This is a genomic window from Paramaledivibacter caminithermalis DSM 15212 (genome assembly GCF_900142245.1).
In the GTDB taxonomy this organism is placed as follows: Bacteria; Bacillota; Clostridia; order Peptostreptococcales; family Caminicellaceae; genus Paramaledivibacter; species Paramaledivibacter caminithermalis.
Window position 1 is genome coordinate 1 of sequence record NZ_FRAG01000001.1, and the last position, 15,541, is coordinate 15,541.

General features: G+C 27.9%; 15 protein-coding genes and 1 pseudogene. 10 read left to right on the forward strand and 6 right to left on the reverse strand.

Annotated features, from left to right (window positions below; all coding sequences use genetic code 11):
• Window positions 1-143 precede the first annotated feature (143 nt).
• The 3 genes from BUB36_RS00005 (at window position 144) to BUB36_RS00015 (ending at window position 2,203) form a co-directional block, all read left to right on the forward strand.
• Window positions 144-521: a hypothetical protein gene (locus BUB36_RS00005; protein ID WP_131821197.1), complete on the forward strand. Its 378-nt coding sequence runs from the start codon at window positions 144-146 to the stop codon at window positions 519-521.
• A gap of 170 nt (window positions 522-691) precedes the next feature.
• Window positions 692-1,222, forward strand: a complete 531-nt coding sequence (locus BUB36_RS00010; RefSeq protein WP_084111510.1) for a PadR family transcriptional regulator — start codon at window positions 692-694, stop codon at window positions 1,220-1,222.
• A gap of 63 nt (window positions 1,223-1,285) precedes the next feature.
• The gene (locus BUB36_RS00015; RefSeq protein WP_073146220.1) at window positions 1,286-2,203 is read left to right on the forward strand and encodes a creatininase family protein; all 918 of its coding nucleotides are present in this window, start codon (window positions 1,286-1,288) and stop codon (window positions 2,201-2,203) included.
• 381 nt (window positions 2,204-2,584) lie between these two features.
• Here the strand turns inward: BUB36_RS00015 and BUB36_RS00020 are convergent, their stop codons facing one another.
• Genes BUB36_RS00020 through BUB36_RS00030 form a run of 3 tightly spaced genes read right to left on the reverse strand, consistent with a single transcriptional unit; the run spans window position 2,585 to window position 6,493 of the window.
• Complete coding sequence (locus BUB36_RS00020) at window positions 2,585-3,685, reverse strand: GerAB/ArcD/ProY family transporter (RefSeq protein ID WP_073146222.1); 1,101 nt, start codon at window positions 3,683-3,685, stop codon at window positions 2,585-2,587.
• Window positions 3,686-3,733: 48 nt separating this feature from the next.
• Window positions 3,734-4,912, reverse strand: coding sequence for a Ger(x)C family spore germination protein (locus tag BUB36_RS00025; RefSeq protein ID WP_073146224.1), 1,179 nt, complete (start codon window positions 4,910-4,912; stop codon window positions 3,734-3,736).
• Window positions 4,913-6,493: a spore germination protein gene (locus BUB36_RS00030; RefSeq protein ID WP_084111512.1), complete on the reverse strand. Its 1,581-nt coding sequence runs from the start codon at window positions 6,491-6,493 to the stop codon at window positions 4,913-4,915. It abuts the gene before it with no gap.
• Between the two features lie 269 nt (window positions 6,494-6,762).
• Here BUB36_RS00030 and BUB36_RS20290 point away from each other — a divergent pair, with 269 nt between their 5' ends.
• The 4 genes and pseudogenes from BUB36_RS20290 (at window position 6,763) to istA (ending at window position 8,551) form a co-directional block, all read left to right on the forward strand.
• Window positions 6,763-6,885 (forward strand): recombinase family protein, encoded by a 123-nt coding sequence (locus BUB36_RS20290; protein WP_278247791.1) that lies wholly within the window; start codon window positions 6,763-6,765, stop codon window positions 6,883-6,885.
• A 15-nt stretch (window positions 6,886-6,900) separates the two neighbouring features.
• Window positions 6,901-7,170, forward strand: a pseudogene (locus BUB36_RS20295) (recombinase family protein); the annotation flags it as partial.
• Window positions 7,171-7,182: 12 nt separating this feature from the next.
• Window positions 7,183-7,404: a helix-turn-helix domain-containing protein gene (locus BUB36_RS20300; protein WP_278247792.1), complete on the forward strand. Its 222-nt coding sequence runs from the start codon at window positions 7,183-7,185 to the stop codon at window positions 7,402-7,404.
• A gap of 28 nt (window positions 7,405-7,432) precedes the next feature.
• A complete protein-coding gene (gene istA, locus BUB36_RS00040; RefSeq protein ID WP_084111516.1) occupies window positions 7,433-8,551 on the forward strand; it encodes an IS21 family transposase in 1,119 nt (372 codons plus the stop codon).
• Window positions 8,552-8,850: 299 nt separating this feature from the next.
• On the opposite strand, the gene BUB36_RS00045 is transcribed toward istA, so the two are convergent.
• Window positions 8,851-9,690: a tyrosine-type recombinase/integrase gene (locus BUB36_RS00045; protein WP_073146226.1), complete on the reverse strand. Its 840-nt coding sequence runs from the start codon at window positions 9,688-9,690 to the stop codon at window positions 8,851-8,853.
• A 32-nt stretch (window positions 9,691-9,722) separates the two neighbouring features.
• Window positions 9,723-10,385, reverse strand: coding sequence for a Fic family protein (locus tag BUB36_RS00050; protein WP_073146227.1), 663 nt, complete (start codon window positions 10,383-10,385; stop codon window positions 9,723-9,725).
• A gap of 1,005 nt (window positions 10,386-11,390) precedes the next feature.
• Between BUB36_RS00050 and BUB36_RS00055 the strand changes: the two genes are divergently transcribed.
• The gene (locus BUB36_RS00055) at window positions 11,391-12,524 is read left to right on the forward strand and encodes a tyrosine-type recombinase/integrase (protein WP_073146229.1); all 1,134 of its coding nucleotides are present in this window, start codon (window positions 11,391-11,393) and stop codon (window positions 12,522-12,524) included.
• 136 nt (window positions 12,525-12,660) lie between these two features.
• Window positions 12,661-12,879 carry a hypothetical protein gene (locus BUB36_RS00060; RefSeq protein WP_073146230.1) on the forward strand — a complete coding sequence of 73 codons (219 nt, stop codon included), beginning with the start codon at window positions 12,661-12,663 and terminating at the stop codon, window positions 12,877-12,879.
• Window positions 12,880-13,313: 434 nt separating this feature from the next.
• On the opposite strand, the gene BUB36_RS00065 is transcribed toward BUB36_RS00060, so the two are convergent.
• On the reverse strand, window positions 13,314-14,438 hold the full coding sequence (locus tag BUB36_RS00065; protein WP_073146232.1) for an MGDG synthase family glycosyltransferase: 1,125 nt from the start codon (window positions 14,436-14,438) through the stop codon (window positions 13,314-13,316).
• 419 nt (window positions 14,439-14,857) lie between these two features.
• Between BUB36_RS00065 and BUB36_RS00070 the strand changes: the two genes are divergently transcribed.
• The gene (locus BUB36_RS00070) at window positions 14,858-15,358 is read left to right on the forward strand and encodes an SEC-C metal-binding domain-containing protein (protein ID WP_073146234.1); all 501 of its coding nucleotides are present in this window, start codon (window positions 14,858-14,860) and stop codon (window positions 15,356-15,358) included.
• Window positions 15,359-15,541 lie beyond the last annotated feature (183 nt).

Below are 15,541 nucleotides of genomic sequence, written 5' to 3' on the forward strand. Positions count from 1 at the left end.
TGCTCTTTTTTAGGTTACAACATAAGATTTTGAGTTGGTATCTTATTAAAATTATAATCTTTGGTTCTATTGTTAATGAAACCAGAACTTCAGATATAAGATTTTACCTTTTAACATTAATTTTCATCATAATTCATTGAGTTATGAATAATTCAGGATTATATATAATCTTCTGTATAGCTGTAGTGGTTTGGTACTACGAAAATTATTCTTATTATAGAAGTATGTATGTCTTAATATCAAATGATTCAATAGTAATTAAAAGGGGTTCTTTACTAGAAAAAATCAATAAATCTAACCTTGAATGCATTATAGAAGCAAATCATAAGCAATTATTGAAAATTCATAATGTTGTTCATATATTTACAAAGGATGGCAAATATTTTTACTTAACCAATGAAATTAATTCTTTTAAAAATTTCAAAAAACAATTACATGATAATTTTAAAGATGTTTATATCAAAAAGAAAAAAATCATTTCAAATAATTATGCAAATTATGATCTTATAAAAAAATCATAATAAATATAGTAGGGACAGTGTTAGTTCTTTTAAAATAGTCAGTATATTAACAAAGAGGTTTTCCCGTACTATAAATTAAATTTAATAAGAGTTTTTATTTTTTGATATTGACAAAGCTGAAATATAAATATACAATATAGTCAGTACTGAATAAGGAGGCATGGTTAACTTTGGAAACCCCATTATTCATTCTAGGATTTTTACTTCGATATGGTAGTATGCATGGCTATAAAATGAAAAAATTACTGGACGAACAAGTATCTGATTTTACAAGTATTAAAACTTCTAACCTTTATTATCATTTAAATAAAATGGTGAAAGAGGGATATATAAAAGGAGAAATAGAACCTCAAGCAGAAAAACCTAATAAAACAATATATACAATTACTGATAAAGGAAAAAAAGAATTTGATAGTTTATTATTCTCATCATTGAATAGTAACACTAAATTTAATTTTTTGATTGATAATGCTTTATTTTTTAATGATTATATAGAAAATAAAGAATATAAAAAATCAATTGATGAAAAATTAATATCAATGAATAAACAATTAATAGCACTTATTTCACATAAAAAATTTACACTAAATTATATTCCAGATGATTATAAAAAATATTCAGAAATGATATTTTTACATCATGAGTTTCATATCAAAGCTGAAATTGAGTGGTTAGAAAAAATAAAAGTGATGCTTGATTAATTTTTTTTATTATCATAGTCAGTACTGAGTAGTAAATATATTGGGATTGGAAGGAGAATAAAAATGAGCAATGCAAAAAACATTATGGAGTTAACATGGAAGGAAATAGAGAGCTTGGATAAAAGCAAAACAGCTTTATTTGTTACTTTTGCTCCAATAGAAGAGCATGGACATCATATGGGATTAGGTGTTGATATTTATGAAGGTGTGTTTTGGCAAAATGAGACTATACATAAATTAATGGAAAGCTTTACTGAGTATAATTTTCTAAAAATGCCTTTTTTCCCAATTGCTTATGGAAACATAGAAGGTTTTCTAGGAAATTTATACTTTAAACAAAGTACACTGAAGCAAGTTACTTATGAGCTTTTAGAAAATGTTGTGAATTGGGGGATTAATAAAATAATAATAATTGCATCCCATGGAGACCCTAAGCATCAAATTGCTATCGAAGAAGCTTGTGATAAAATCAATAAGAAATATGGAGTAAAAGCATTTTCACCCATGGGATCCTTCTTTTCATATAAAGAATTAAAAATCGATTTAGATTTTCCTGATAAATTAAAGCAACAGATAGAAAAATATAAGAATGACTATCATGCAGGTTGGATAGAAACTTCTCAGATGATTAATATTAACTCTTCAGTTGTAAAAGATAATTACAATCAATTACCAGATATTTATGTTAATCAAAAGGAAATGATATCATCCAAGAAAGTTGCTAAAAAAATTAGAGGTTATGGTCATATTGGATATCCTAAAGCTGCAAATAAAGAATTAGGGGAATTGTTAAATAATAATGTAATTGAATTCTTAACTAAAACAATTGGTTTATTTTTGAAAAATGAGGATATTTCTAAGTATCAACATCATTTTTTATATAGAATACCATTTCTTAGAACAAATTTTGTAAGAAAGGTTGGGTGTATTTTATTGATAATAGTTTTGGGATTGTATTTTTCCAAAAATAATATTCTATAAATATTACATACTTAACGAAAACCACAACAGTACAGGAGGAATATAAAGATATGCTTGTTAGGAACTTTTAGAGCCATGCTTTGTGGTCTATTGTAGCTAAGTTCTAATTTTTTGAATTTTTATCATTGTCATTTAATTGCATGTATATATCTAATATACTTACTCTCGATGCCTCGCAAATAATTAAAATTCCTTCTCGAAACCACTAATTTAGTCCTTTCTCACCCTATAACTTTCTATAACAAAACTTAAACAGACAATAGATTAGTTTAACAAAAAAAACTACAGTATAAAACAAACCACCAATACTAAATAATATTATAAGGTTACCCTGTATAGTATTTGCTAACATTTTCAGTTCATCCATTGTTCAACCTCCATTTACTTATTTGTTTTTGCTGAACTATTATTAGTGGTTATTTTAGAAATCAAATATAGTAATATAGGGATAGTGAAATAATAAAAAACTGTAGCAAATTTAGGGATTATTTTAAGACCTATGTATACATGCTCTGCATAGTTAGTTTCAAATGAAATAGAATATATTAATAAAATAATTCCCAAAGGAATATATGCAAGTTTCTTGTTCTTTATTTTAAAGGTATAGCAAAAGGAAATAATAGTTCCGTAAAAGTATATAACTTCCTTAAAAAAGCCTCCTATAAATACTATTAGTGTACTTAGGGAATCTAGGTTAGTTATTATATTCTCAATATTTATTAGGCGAATTACATCTATTAGAGGAAATGTTGAAACTGAAGAACATCCAACCCCTAATGAAGTAATCATTATAATGGTAGATAATGTAAGCATTATACCTGAAATCAATAATGCTAAGTAAACGATTCTATTAAAATACTTAGTTGGGGCTGTTATATCTAAAAATGCTAAAAATACAAAAATTTCACTAAATGGGAAGGCGATAGCCATAGGTATATTCTTTATTACTGGAGCAATTCCATCACCTAATACGGGTAGTAATTCCTTAAAATCAACTTTTCCACTCATTATGACCAACAAAAACATAATAAGCAGAGTAGAAACTTTAATGATAACCAATACTTGACTCATTCGTCCCAAAACCTCAAAGCCTAAAAAAAGGATATAAATTATTACGGTAATAAAGGCAAGATGGATTATAAAAAAAGGAGTCTTATTAAGGATAGTAATATTTATTACCTCTCCAAAGTCTTTGAGACTTCTTGCAGTTGCATTGAAAAAGAAGAGAGTATAAAGCAATGCTAAGGGAAAACCCAGTGCTTTTCCAAGTATTGAATAAATGATTTGTATAATATTTTTATTTGGATGCATTTTATGAAGGTTTAAATAAACAAAAAATATTCCAAAGCTGCAGATTAAGGAGAGTAATATAACAATCCAAGCATCTTGCTTTGCAGCAATACCGATTGGAAATAAAGTTGATGCTCCAAGTTCAAATAATATAATTAAAGAAAACAATTGCCAAACTCCGATTCTTTCCATATTATACAGTTCCCCTTCCAAATCTACAATTCCATTGACAAGCTTTGTTTACTTTACCTTCTTAAATAGTAAACCAGAATCCTTTAGTTTACTTTCTACATTCACTTTATATTTTACGTAAGAAAATTCCTTATCCCAGTCCTTTTTATAAATTTTCCAAACATCAGGATGCTTTCTTCTCAATGCTAATCCAAACCCAAAAACGTCAGATTTAAATTCCTTTTGAGCCTTTTTTATACTATGCTTTACTTCTTTTTCAATTTCGTCATTCATAACTTTTTTTATTTTCTCTAAAATTAGCGTATCAGAAAAATCCATAGGAACTGTAGTTTCTCCAATTTTACCCTCTACTTTTATATCTATATTGAAGAAAAGTGAATCATTTTTTATAAGGGGAGAAATTTTAGCTTTAGAATTATTTATTTCTACAGTTACTAAAGCCTCTTTCTTTTCTGACAAAGGAAAAGTAATTATTGTATCCTTTATTACTCTTGTTGCCCAGTTAAGTCCTCGTGTTTCAAATCCATCAAAAAAACCCACAAGTCTATCCTCTTTGAATACAGCAGTTCCCAAATATTTAATTCCCTTGCTTGTTTTACCTTTAGCTTTTACTTCCGGGAGATTAGTTTGCTCGATAGTTTCTACAACTCCAGCAATAGGATTTATACCATTTGAAATACATTTTTTACAAAAAGATAAAACATCAATTACAGTAGATTTTGTATTATGCTTAATACTATTATTTATGATATCTTCAAAATAAGAACCTTGAATATTTTCAATTCCGATTTTTATACCTAATACTTCCCTAGCAGATACGCCCTTTGCTATTACAATTTTAGATGTATCCATTGTTTCTTGATCTCGTTTTAATATATCTAAAATCTTTATTAAACCTTCCTTTGCAAGCTCTTCGTCAATTACAATAACCTTATTTGTATAAAAGAAAGCTTTTCGATCAAATTGATAAATATTATTTCTTATAGCATCAAATACGGTTTTCCCTTCTGAAGTAATAATTTGTATAGGAGCCGTTTCTCCTCCACCTTTTTCACGGAGCTGATTTGGATTTACTACTTGAAAGGTAGCCTCAATATTTTGGTTATCTTTGCTTTTTTCTATGGCAACTCCATAGACTATAGACATCTCATCTAATTCTCTTTTATTCCAACAGCTAGTTAATAGTAGCATTAACAAAATAAATATGAAAGTAAAAAGCTTCTTCATTTAATGACCTCCATTATTTCTCTTTTGATCTATAGTTGAAGTAAGGGATTGACTTTTTATTAATTTTGAAGGTTTAGATTCCCTTGTTAATGTAGCCTTGAGTTCAGAAATTTTAGTGGGGGCAAAGGGTGCAAAATAATTGGCTCCAAAGGATTTAAGTGAGCAAAGATGAGCTAGCATACTAAGCATGCCTATGGCAAAGCCATACAATCCTAATACCGAGCTAAGCAAAATAAGGATAGTCCTATAAAATATAAGACCATCTAGTAATGGAGGAACCATAAAGCTAGTGATGCCAGTTATAGAACCGATTATAACCATAGGAGAACTTAGTATACCTGCATTTACAGCTGCTTCTCCAATAATTAATGCTCCTACTATACTTACAGCCTGTCCTACTTTCCTTGGAAGTCTTACTCCTGATTCCCTTAAAATTTCAAAAATAATCATCATGATAGATGTTTCAATAAATACAGGAAATGGTATTGCCTCTCTTGACGCCATTATTGTAACTAATAGTATCGTTGGTATCATTTCCTGATGGTATGATGTAAAAGCTATATATAAGCCTGGCATTGTTAAAGAAATAAAAAATGCAAAATATCTAATTAATCTAAGCATAGCAGGTAACAATGGTCTAGAATAATAATCTTCTGTTGTTTGAAAAGCTTCTATAAACAAGTGGGGGACAGTCAATACCATTGGGGTCCCATCACATAAAATAGCAATACGTCCCTCTAGCAATTTTGCTGCAGCCTTATCAGGTTTTTCAGTATTACCAATTGTAGCAAATAAAGCAAATTTATTTTCTTCTAGCTCTTGCTCCAGGTAGCCTGTTTCAAGAACCGCATCAAACTTTAATCTAGATAGCTTACCCTTAACATATTTTAAAATCTCCTTATCTACTATCCCTTTCATATAAGCAAGTTGTATCCTAGTATTTGTATCTTTACCCATTGTATATTTTTCAAAAACTAATTTAGGACTTCTTATCCTTCTTCTTATAAGGGTCATATTAATATCAAGACTCTCGGTGAAGCCCTCTTGGGAGCCCCGAATAGAAACCTCTGTGTCGGGTTTTTCGATAGCTCTAGTTTCATACTCATCAATATCAAGTAAAAGGGCTGTCTCATATCCAGCTATAAATATAGCAGCTTCAGATGATAAAAGGCTTGATATTATTTCGTTTAAATTATTTGTTTCCGTTATAGAGGGAATGTCTAATATCCTTTCTTTTAATAAATCAATAAGATCAAAATTCATTGATGATTTATAATCTTGAACCTTTTGTGGTTGAAGGGATACAAGGTATTTTATATTCTTACTAAGTCTCTGCTCGTTTACAAAACCATTGATAAAACAGATAAAGGCCTTTACTGGATTGTCTAAGCCAATATAAAGCTCTCTGATAACTAAATCACTTGTGTTGTTTAGAGAATTTTTAATATTTTCCAGATTGGCTTTAATATCCTTATGAATTTTAACTGTTTTTTCACTGACAGTTTTTCTATTGTGTATGCTAGTTGTATTTTTTTGTATTTTATTTTTAGATATACATTTTTTTAAAAATTTTATGAACATCTACATCACCTAAAGAAATTATTATATTTTGTTTTTATTATTGCCTACTTTCCTAAAAAAAAATCAAATAAAATTTCTTAGAGAATTTTTGCTTTTTAAATAACGATATGGTTCAAAAAAATGGGACCAGTAACGGTGGTATATGGAACTTGAAATTTTTGAAAGAAATTTGCTCAAAAGTATGATAAAATAAGTACCATGAATAGTTCCGTAATTGTATTGGTTCCATTATTCTTGACTCAGGGTATATGGGACAAAGGAGGAGAATAATGGGAAAATTTTTTGGCTATGGTAGAGTTTCAACTAAAGAACAAAATCCAGACCTTCAAATAAATGCTCTTAAGGATGCAGGGTGCCACCCTTCTGATATTCATATTGAAAAAATATCATGAAAAAAAAAAGATCGTCCTGTTTTCAAACATGTAATGGGTTTGCTCCAAGAAGGAGACACCCTTGTTGTATGGAAAATTGACCGCATAGGGAGATCCGTTAAAAAACTTGTAACTATTCTTGAAGAATTAAAGGAAAAAGAAGTTCATCTAAAAACTTTAACTGGAAGTCTTGTAGTTGATACTACAACAGCTCAAGGAAAACTTATGTACTCTATTATTACTACCTTTGCAGAGTATGAAAGGGATGTAAATAGAGAAAGAACATTAGCTGGACTTGAAGCTGCTAGAAAAAGGGGGATAAAACTTGGACGTAAATTTAAATTAGAAGATGCGGATATAGAAAGAATGGAGCAAATGAGAAAAGCAGGTATTCCAGTAAGTGATATACTCGACTATTTTAAGATAGGTAAAACCACATATTATAGGTATATTAACAAGTCAAAGGTTATTAATGCTAAAATAAAAATTAACAAGATTGCAAATATAAAACTTAACAGAATTGCAAATGAAATAGTATAATTATCTCCGACGTAATGAGGTAATTAGAATGATAGAAATAATAAAGGCAGAACTAAACATTTTGAGGTGTTTAAATATGAAACCAAACTATAGTGGCTTAGCAAGAAAATATGGAGTTTCAAGACAAACTATATCAAAATATGATAAAGGATTTGAAAAGAAAGAAACAAGAAAGAGAAAATCTAAATTAGATAAGTATAGAGAAGAAATAGAAGAAAAGATTAATTTAGCGGGTGCAACTATAATAGGAGTATATAAATACTTCTACTCTAAGGATAAAACTATAGGAACACGTTCAAACTTTGACTATTACATAAGAAAGCATAAATTAAGAAGTAAAAACAAATCTGTGGTTCACCCAAGATATGAAACTAAGCCAGGAGAACAGCTTCAGTTTGATTTTAAAGAAGATATAACTATGACTTCAAAAAATGGAGAGATATTTAAATTTAACATTCTTACAACAACGCTAGGATATTCAAGAATGCATAAATTTACTTACAGTAAATCAAAAACAAAAGAAGATGTATTTAGATGTCTTATTGAAGCATTTAAATACTATGGAGGAACTCCAAAAAGACTACTTACAGATAACATGAGTAGTATAGTAAATGTAAAAACTAAAAAATTTACTGAGGAATTTAGACAGTTTGCAAAAGATTTTAATTTCATACCAGAAAAATGCAATGTAAGATCTCCTCAAACTAAAGGAAAAGTAGAGTCTGCTAACAGGTTTATTAGTAGGTTGGTTCCCTATAATAATGAATTTGAGAATGAGGAAGAATTAATTGAAATAATAAATAGATTAAGTGATGAAGTAAATAATGAAATAAATCAAACTACAAGTGTTAAACCTATAATGCTAATAAAAAAAGAAAAAGAACACCTTTCTCCTTTACCAAACAAAGAAATAATTGAATCTTACTTAAATTATATGAAACCCACCACGGTTCATAACGATTCAATGATTTACTATAAAGGAAAAAGATATTCTGCAGCACACAAGTTTATTAATAAAACTCTAAAAGTAAGAAAATTAGATAATAAACTGTATATTTATAATAACACAGATTTAATAAGAATACACCCATTAACACAAAAGATAATAAATTATCATGAAGATGATTATAAAAAAAATAATAGCTAAAAAATTACCATTTAAAAGTGAAGGTGATATTGAAGCTTTTACAATTAGAAATTTAGAAATATTAGATAACTTGAAAGGATAGATAGAATGAGTACATATACAGCTTTACTGAATAATTTAGAAGAGTTAAAAGTTGATTCTGGTGCAAAAAGTTTTTTTTGAGGATTTTTTTGAAATTCTTTACCTGTATACTTGTAAAAAATCACAATTAAGCATTAAAAATCCCTACAATTATGCAAGTTCAAATGATTGCCTTGTATAAAAAAATCAATTTTTGACTTTTTGCACTGGAATCAAAGTTATATTTGTAAATTTGTTAAAAATAATATTGACATTAACATATATCTCATTGTAGTATGAATATTTGTATGACCAACCTGTGCTGCTACCTCATGGGTTGACCATCCAGATTCAAGGGCATAAGAACAAAAGAAATGGCGAAGGGTATGAGGAGTAATTTTATCACTAAACTCATTGAAGATACGATTTATAACTGTTCTATCTACTGTTTCTGATTCACGACTAATAAAAAGGTATTCACTAAAGCTGTTTGGTTGTTCTGCTCGTTCTTTCAAATATTCCTTTATGGCATAAACTATCTTATCATTTATTATTACTAATCTTTGTTTTTTACCCTTACCATAACGAACTAGTATCTCCCTTGTAGTCAAATTCACATCTGAAAGTTTTACATTTAAAGCTTCAGATATTCTCATTCCTGAGTAAGCTAAAAGGGTTACTATAGCATAATCTCTCTTACTTTTATTTTCTAATATCTTTTGTCTAAAAGACTCAACATCATTTTTAGATATAGTAGAAGGACTTATATATTCATTTTGGATTTTAATATAGTCCTTTTTAGTAATAACTAAGGCATTTTGTATTTTATTTTCTATAAGATATTCATTTAGTTTAACTAAAGCTGCTATCTTAGCATTTATAGTAGAAGCCTTTAATTTTTTAATATTAATTAGAAAGCTAATGAACTCTAATACATTTTGCCTATAAAGCTTTGTAAAAGGATCATTAAAACTTTGGTCAAACCATTTTAAATAATTTTTCACATGGCCAATATATGACTTGATAGTATTAATGCTTCTACCTTTTTGTATCAACCAATTTCTAAAATCTTCTATCATTTCATCACCTTATTATTTTTATCGAGAATCTTTTAATAGTATATAATACAGTTATCATATAAAAAATCATCAATTAGAGAATAATCAGCATTTTCATAATAAGCAGATAACTTAGTATTAAACTCTAACAAATCATTTTCTTTGACTGTAAAAATACCACTTCCAGAAGATATAAGTATCTTATTTGCAATTAAGGTACTTGTTCTTTTATTCCCATCCCAAAACAACTGATTTCTTGTAGCCCATAAAAAGTAATATATTGCTCTTGACGTTGCAGTAGGAAGATTAAATATTTTATTCAGTTCTATTTCCACTTGCTCTTTATCTGGTACTGGAGGTATATATGACGTTCCTGAAATTCCTACTCTACCAGTTCTTAGTACACCCCATTCCAGAGCTTCATTTCTTGCAACCTCAGCATGTATTTTACAAATATATTCTAAGGTTAATGGTTCTTCTACAGTTTTTAGCATATATCGCCAACCATTCCTAAGATTAATTATACATTCAATGTCACTTATACTTACTCCTGAAACATTTACACCATTTAGTATTGTTTCAGTTTCAGGAAATGTAACATTGCAACCCTCTAGCTTGGCACTATTATATATATTTTGGATAATTATTTTTTTGGCATGGAATATGTTTTCTTTAACAGACAAACGACATTTATCAGGATAATTTTTAAATATCATATTAATGTTCGTCCTTTCTAAACTAATATTAATAGTGAATTAATTTGTAACACAATAAATTATGTTGCATTAGATGTCTTGATTATAGCATATTCTATAAGTATATACAACATAATTTATTTTATGTTTATACTGAAATTTTTTTTAAAAAATTTTTAGAGGGAGAATTTAGATATGCTGTTAAATAGCGTTGGATTAAAGGAGTATAATCTAATAGAAATGATTAAATTAAACAAAGGGAGGAACGCAAGAGACTATTATAGGGTCGAGGTGAGTGTTAGGTAGGTACAATTTATATAGTGAATAGGTAAATAGCAAGAGTATGTTTATACAGGAGGAAGGCATGGGAGATTTAAACAAAATATATAAATTAATATACCGATAATTACATAAGCGTAAATGCGAATGAAGTATGTAAAATTAATGGAAAGAATGGTGAAAAAGAGATATATAAAGGAGAAATAGAACCGCAAGCAGAAAAACCTAATAAAACAATATATACAATTACTGATAAAGGATTAATTGAAAATAAATATTTATATAAAAATAAAATACCTAGTCCGTAAATGTAGATTGTAGGACTAGATATATGATATTATAGTATATAAAGGGGGAGAGGGACTAATAGCTATACATACTATGATATATCTAGGTATTAGCCATTTTTATTTATAATATTCTACTCTATATATTCATAGGTTTAGGCAGCCTATTATAGAAATGCTTATTTATTGACAATAATTTAACATACTTTTTTCCTTATCCATTTCTCTATAGTTTAAAAAACGATAAGATTAGACATTATTATTTAATACTAGGTTATTTTAGGTAGAATAATCTGATTAGAACTATTAATCCATTTTGTTTTCAAGCTTTTTTATCAAATAAAGACATAGTTGCAAATTTCAGAGCTTTTTCTTTTAAAATGTCCTGTACTATAACAAAGTCGAAAAACGCTGCTTAAAACGAAAAATATGAAGTCATTTTTGAAAGGGGTAAGTTTTTATGTCAAAAATAATAGTATCTGATAAAAATCGAAGCGATATTCCCTCCAATGTCTTAATAGAAAGAGAAGTTCTTAGAGAAAAGCTTGAATCACTAAAGGTATCTTCACCTCCTATATTAATAAGATACATGAACTTCCTTTACATCAACGAAACTGCTCGAAGTGTAAATATAAATACTGCTTTAAAATATACCAGGGAAATTATTAGATTTTTAATGTGGCTTATCAAAGAAAGGATAATCACCAAACCAGATATACAAAGTATTAATAAGCAAGATTTAAATAATATAGAAGCCTATGACATTCAGCAATATCTTGACTCATGCGGTAGTTATACAGAAATAAACAGTAAAGGTGAAAAAGTTTTATACAGTAATAGCATTAGGACTATCTTTTTTAAGAGTTCATGTATTAGGGGATTTTTTACTTGGCTATATAAGAATAATTATATTGAAAAAAATGAAACAGAAAAACTGAGAAAGATAATTACTCCTGAGCTTCCTCCAGTCATAGCTTTAACTGATGATGAAGTTAAAGCTATGCTTGAGCTTGCAGAATATGGAAAAACTAAAATTTATGACAATACAGTAAAACTTAGCAAAAAAGAAATGGAAATTCATAGTAAAACAAAGTATAGAGATTTAGCAATTTTAAGCATGTTTGTATATCATGGTTTAAGAATACATGAGCTTTATCATCTTAATTTATCATCATTGTATTTTGATAAGGACTATTTTGAAATCTACAGAAAACGAAATAAAAAAAGAAATATGTATTTCTCTAAGTACACTAAAAACGCCTTAGAAAATTATATAAATTTAGAAAGACCAAAAGAAAATATAACTCCAGAAGATACTGACGCTTTATTCATTAGTACCAGAGAACACAGAAGGCTCAGTATTAGACAAATAAGAAGAATTGTCAAAAAATATGCTGTTAAGGTATCAGGAAATCCCAAGCTCTCTCCCCATAAGTTAAGAGCAACCTTTGCAACAAAGGCAATTGAAATCACTGGAAACATCTATAAGGTTCAAAAAAATCTAGATCACAGTTCCCCTAATACTACTCAAAGGTATTTAAAAGAGGATGAAAAATTCAAAAAAGAAATTGCTGCGGCTATAAATTATGATTAAAATTAAAATAAGGGGCTTTGAGTTTCTATGGTTATATTGGAAGATACTATAAAATCTCGTTTTTCTTTTATACATTTTAGTGCAGCTTATTATATAATTTAAGTAATATATGATAATTATATGGGGGAATCTACAAATGGATTGGTCAACTATATTTGCAAAGTGCGTGATTTTTTCAATTATTGGTATTCTTATTAGCTATTTTGTTTCTAATTTATATCCACTTTTTCTTGGAATTTTTATAGGCATTATCATAGCATTTTTAACTAGTATTCTAGAAACCTTAAATGACTTAAATAATAGAGTTAAAAAAATCGAAAAAAAACTTAATGCTAAAAATATCGATCCAGAATAGCGTATTAATTATTTCTAACAAAATCAAAATAAAGTATATTATTTTTAACTAATTTAACATATAGCTTCAATGACAACATTTTAATTGATATCTTTAGATTTATTAAATGATATTGGATATCTATAATTGATAATATTTAAAAATAGAAATAGAAGCATATAAAACCTATATATCTCAAGCTTCTCTAACTATATTTTAAATGTATATTTAGGATATAGTTAGAGAAAGCAGCTTTACTAATCGTAATCTATAACCACTTCTTCTGTAGATTAACATAATCCTTATTGAAAGTTATAAAAACTAATTTTTTCAAAATCCAGTCATGATTTTATGTCATAAAAATTACTTAATAATATGTAATGCTCGATGTTGTATGAGAGCAATAAATAACTACAATACCATAATACCATTTTGCTACTTATGTAAAAAAACAACTAAATTATCTGTCTATTCAAATATTTATTAATTAGTCTATCGCTTATTTTAACAATATTATCTAAAGTATAATTTGTAGACAGTTTTTGCATATTTAACTTCATTGTATTTAATACGTATGGTCTATCAATGAGATAATCTACTTCTTTTTTTAGAGAATTCATATTATTTATTATCTTAGCTCCTCCAGATTCAACCAAGAAGGCTGCGTTTTCTTCCTCTTGACCTGGTATCATATAAGGAATTAACATAGGTATGTTTGATACAATAGCTTCTGATACCGTTAACCCTCCTGGTTTTGAAATAATGAGGTTCGACTCCTTCATGAGTTTAGGAATCTCATTTGTAAAACCATATAATATTATTTCTTTATTTCCTATCCTAGCTGGATATTTTGATTTAATACTATTCATCAACACTTTATTAATCCCGCATACAACAATTACCCTTATAGCATTTTTACAATTAATAAGCTCCTTTAGCACTGTTTCAATTCTTTTTGAACCATTACTACCTCCCATTAATAATATAGTAAAAGCTTTATTAGCCTTTTGCTCTTGATTATTATTTTTCTTAAGAAACTCCTTCTTTATTGGTATTCCATGGGCATATATTTTTTCTTCCCTTACACCTCTCTTTATCATATCTAATTTAGTATATTCATTTGCTGTTAGGTAAGCATCTACGCAACTATTCATATGAAATCTATGGGCCTTAAAATCTGTAATCACAGAAATAAATGGTATAGACAAATTCTCTTTTTTCTTTAACTTACAGATAATCTCTACAATAAAGGCATGGGTCCCAACAATTAAAACAGGACTTTCCTTTATAATTTTCTTATAAATCTTCTTTTCAAAGATCTTAAGTCCATAATTTGAAATCCCAGAATCTAATTCCTTGTTATTGTAATATTTATATAATCCCTTATAGATATATGGCATATTGCTGCATATAATAGAATACCCTCCTATTACTAGTTTTTCAACTGCTTTCCCTGTCACCTTTAGGAAATCTACTATTACAACTTCATTGCCATGAGCTTTATATATAGCTTCAAGAGAGTTTGCTGCTTGATTATGCCCTCCTCCCGTTGAAGCAGTTAGTATCATAACTTTCCTCATTAATCTCATGCCTCCACTTTGCCAAAGCTCAAAAATTTAAATTATACTTAAATTCTTCTCTTCCTATATTTCTTTCTATTATTCATAGTACTTCTTTTTTTAGATTTTCTATTTCCTCCTGCTAATATACAATATTTGTCACATAAAAAAAAAGAAATTTAAAGTTTATTAAAACTTTAAGCTATTTGAGAAACTTGCATAATTAACACTAATAATTTTGAAATACAATATATAGATAGCTCTCTTGACTCTCTCTACTACATTTTGTATTTCAGAATTCTTTAAAGATATTATGCCATTTCCACATTTATCTTTTATTGAAACTTATATATCCAATCTATCTAAAAAATATGATATAATACATAAAGATTAAAAATGAACATATACCAATGTTAGAAATCAGGAAAGGATGAAATGCAATGTCTTTATTTAAAAGCTGGCAGGAACAAGCTTATGTAGAGCGCACTCAGGAGGAACATAACGAATTTTGGGGTGAATACCTTCCAAAGGAGCAAAAAAACTACGAATATATTCTAGAAAATAAAGAAGAAACTATTGAAGGTTCTTTAACAGAGCTATCAAAAAAATTTGATATGGATCCAGTTACATTTACTGGCTTTTTAGATGGAATCAATACAAGTCTAACCGAAGAACTAGATCTTGATAGCTTAACAGAGGAAAGTCATATTAAACTTTCTATTGATTTTGAAAAGCTTTATTATAACATGCTTGCTGCTAAAGCTGATTGGCTTTATAATCTTCCACAGTGGGATAATATACTTACTCTTCAAAGGAGAAAAGAAATAAAAAAGGAATATAATAGATCTCGCATAGTTGTAAATAATAATAAAATTGGTAGAAATGAACCTTGCCCATGTGGAAGTGGTAAAAAATATAAAAAATGTTGTTTGAATAAATAAAAATTAATAATATTCAAAATAAGTTGGCTATTAATAGCCAGCTTATTTTTATTTAATAATTTATATATATATTATAACAATCAGTATATTTTTTCCAGATAATATCACTTATAAATAGAATAAGTGTTTTTATAATAGTTCAAAGCAGATAATAACTCAGAATATAAAATTAGGTATAGTCAT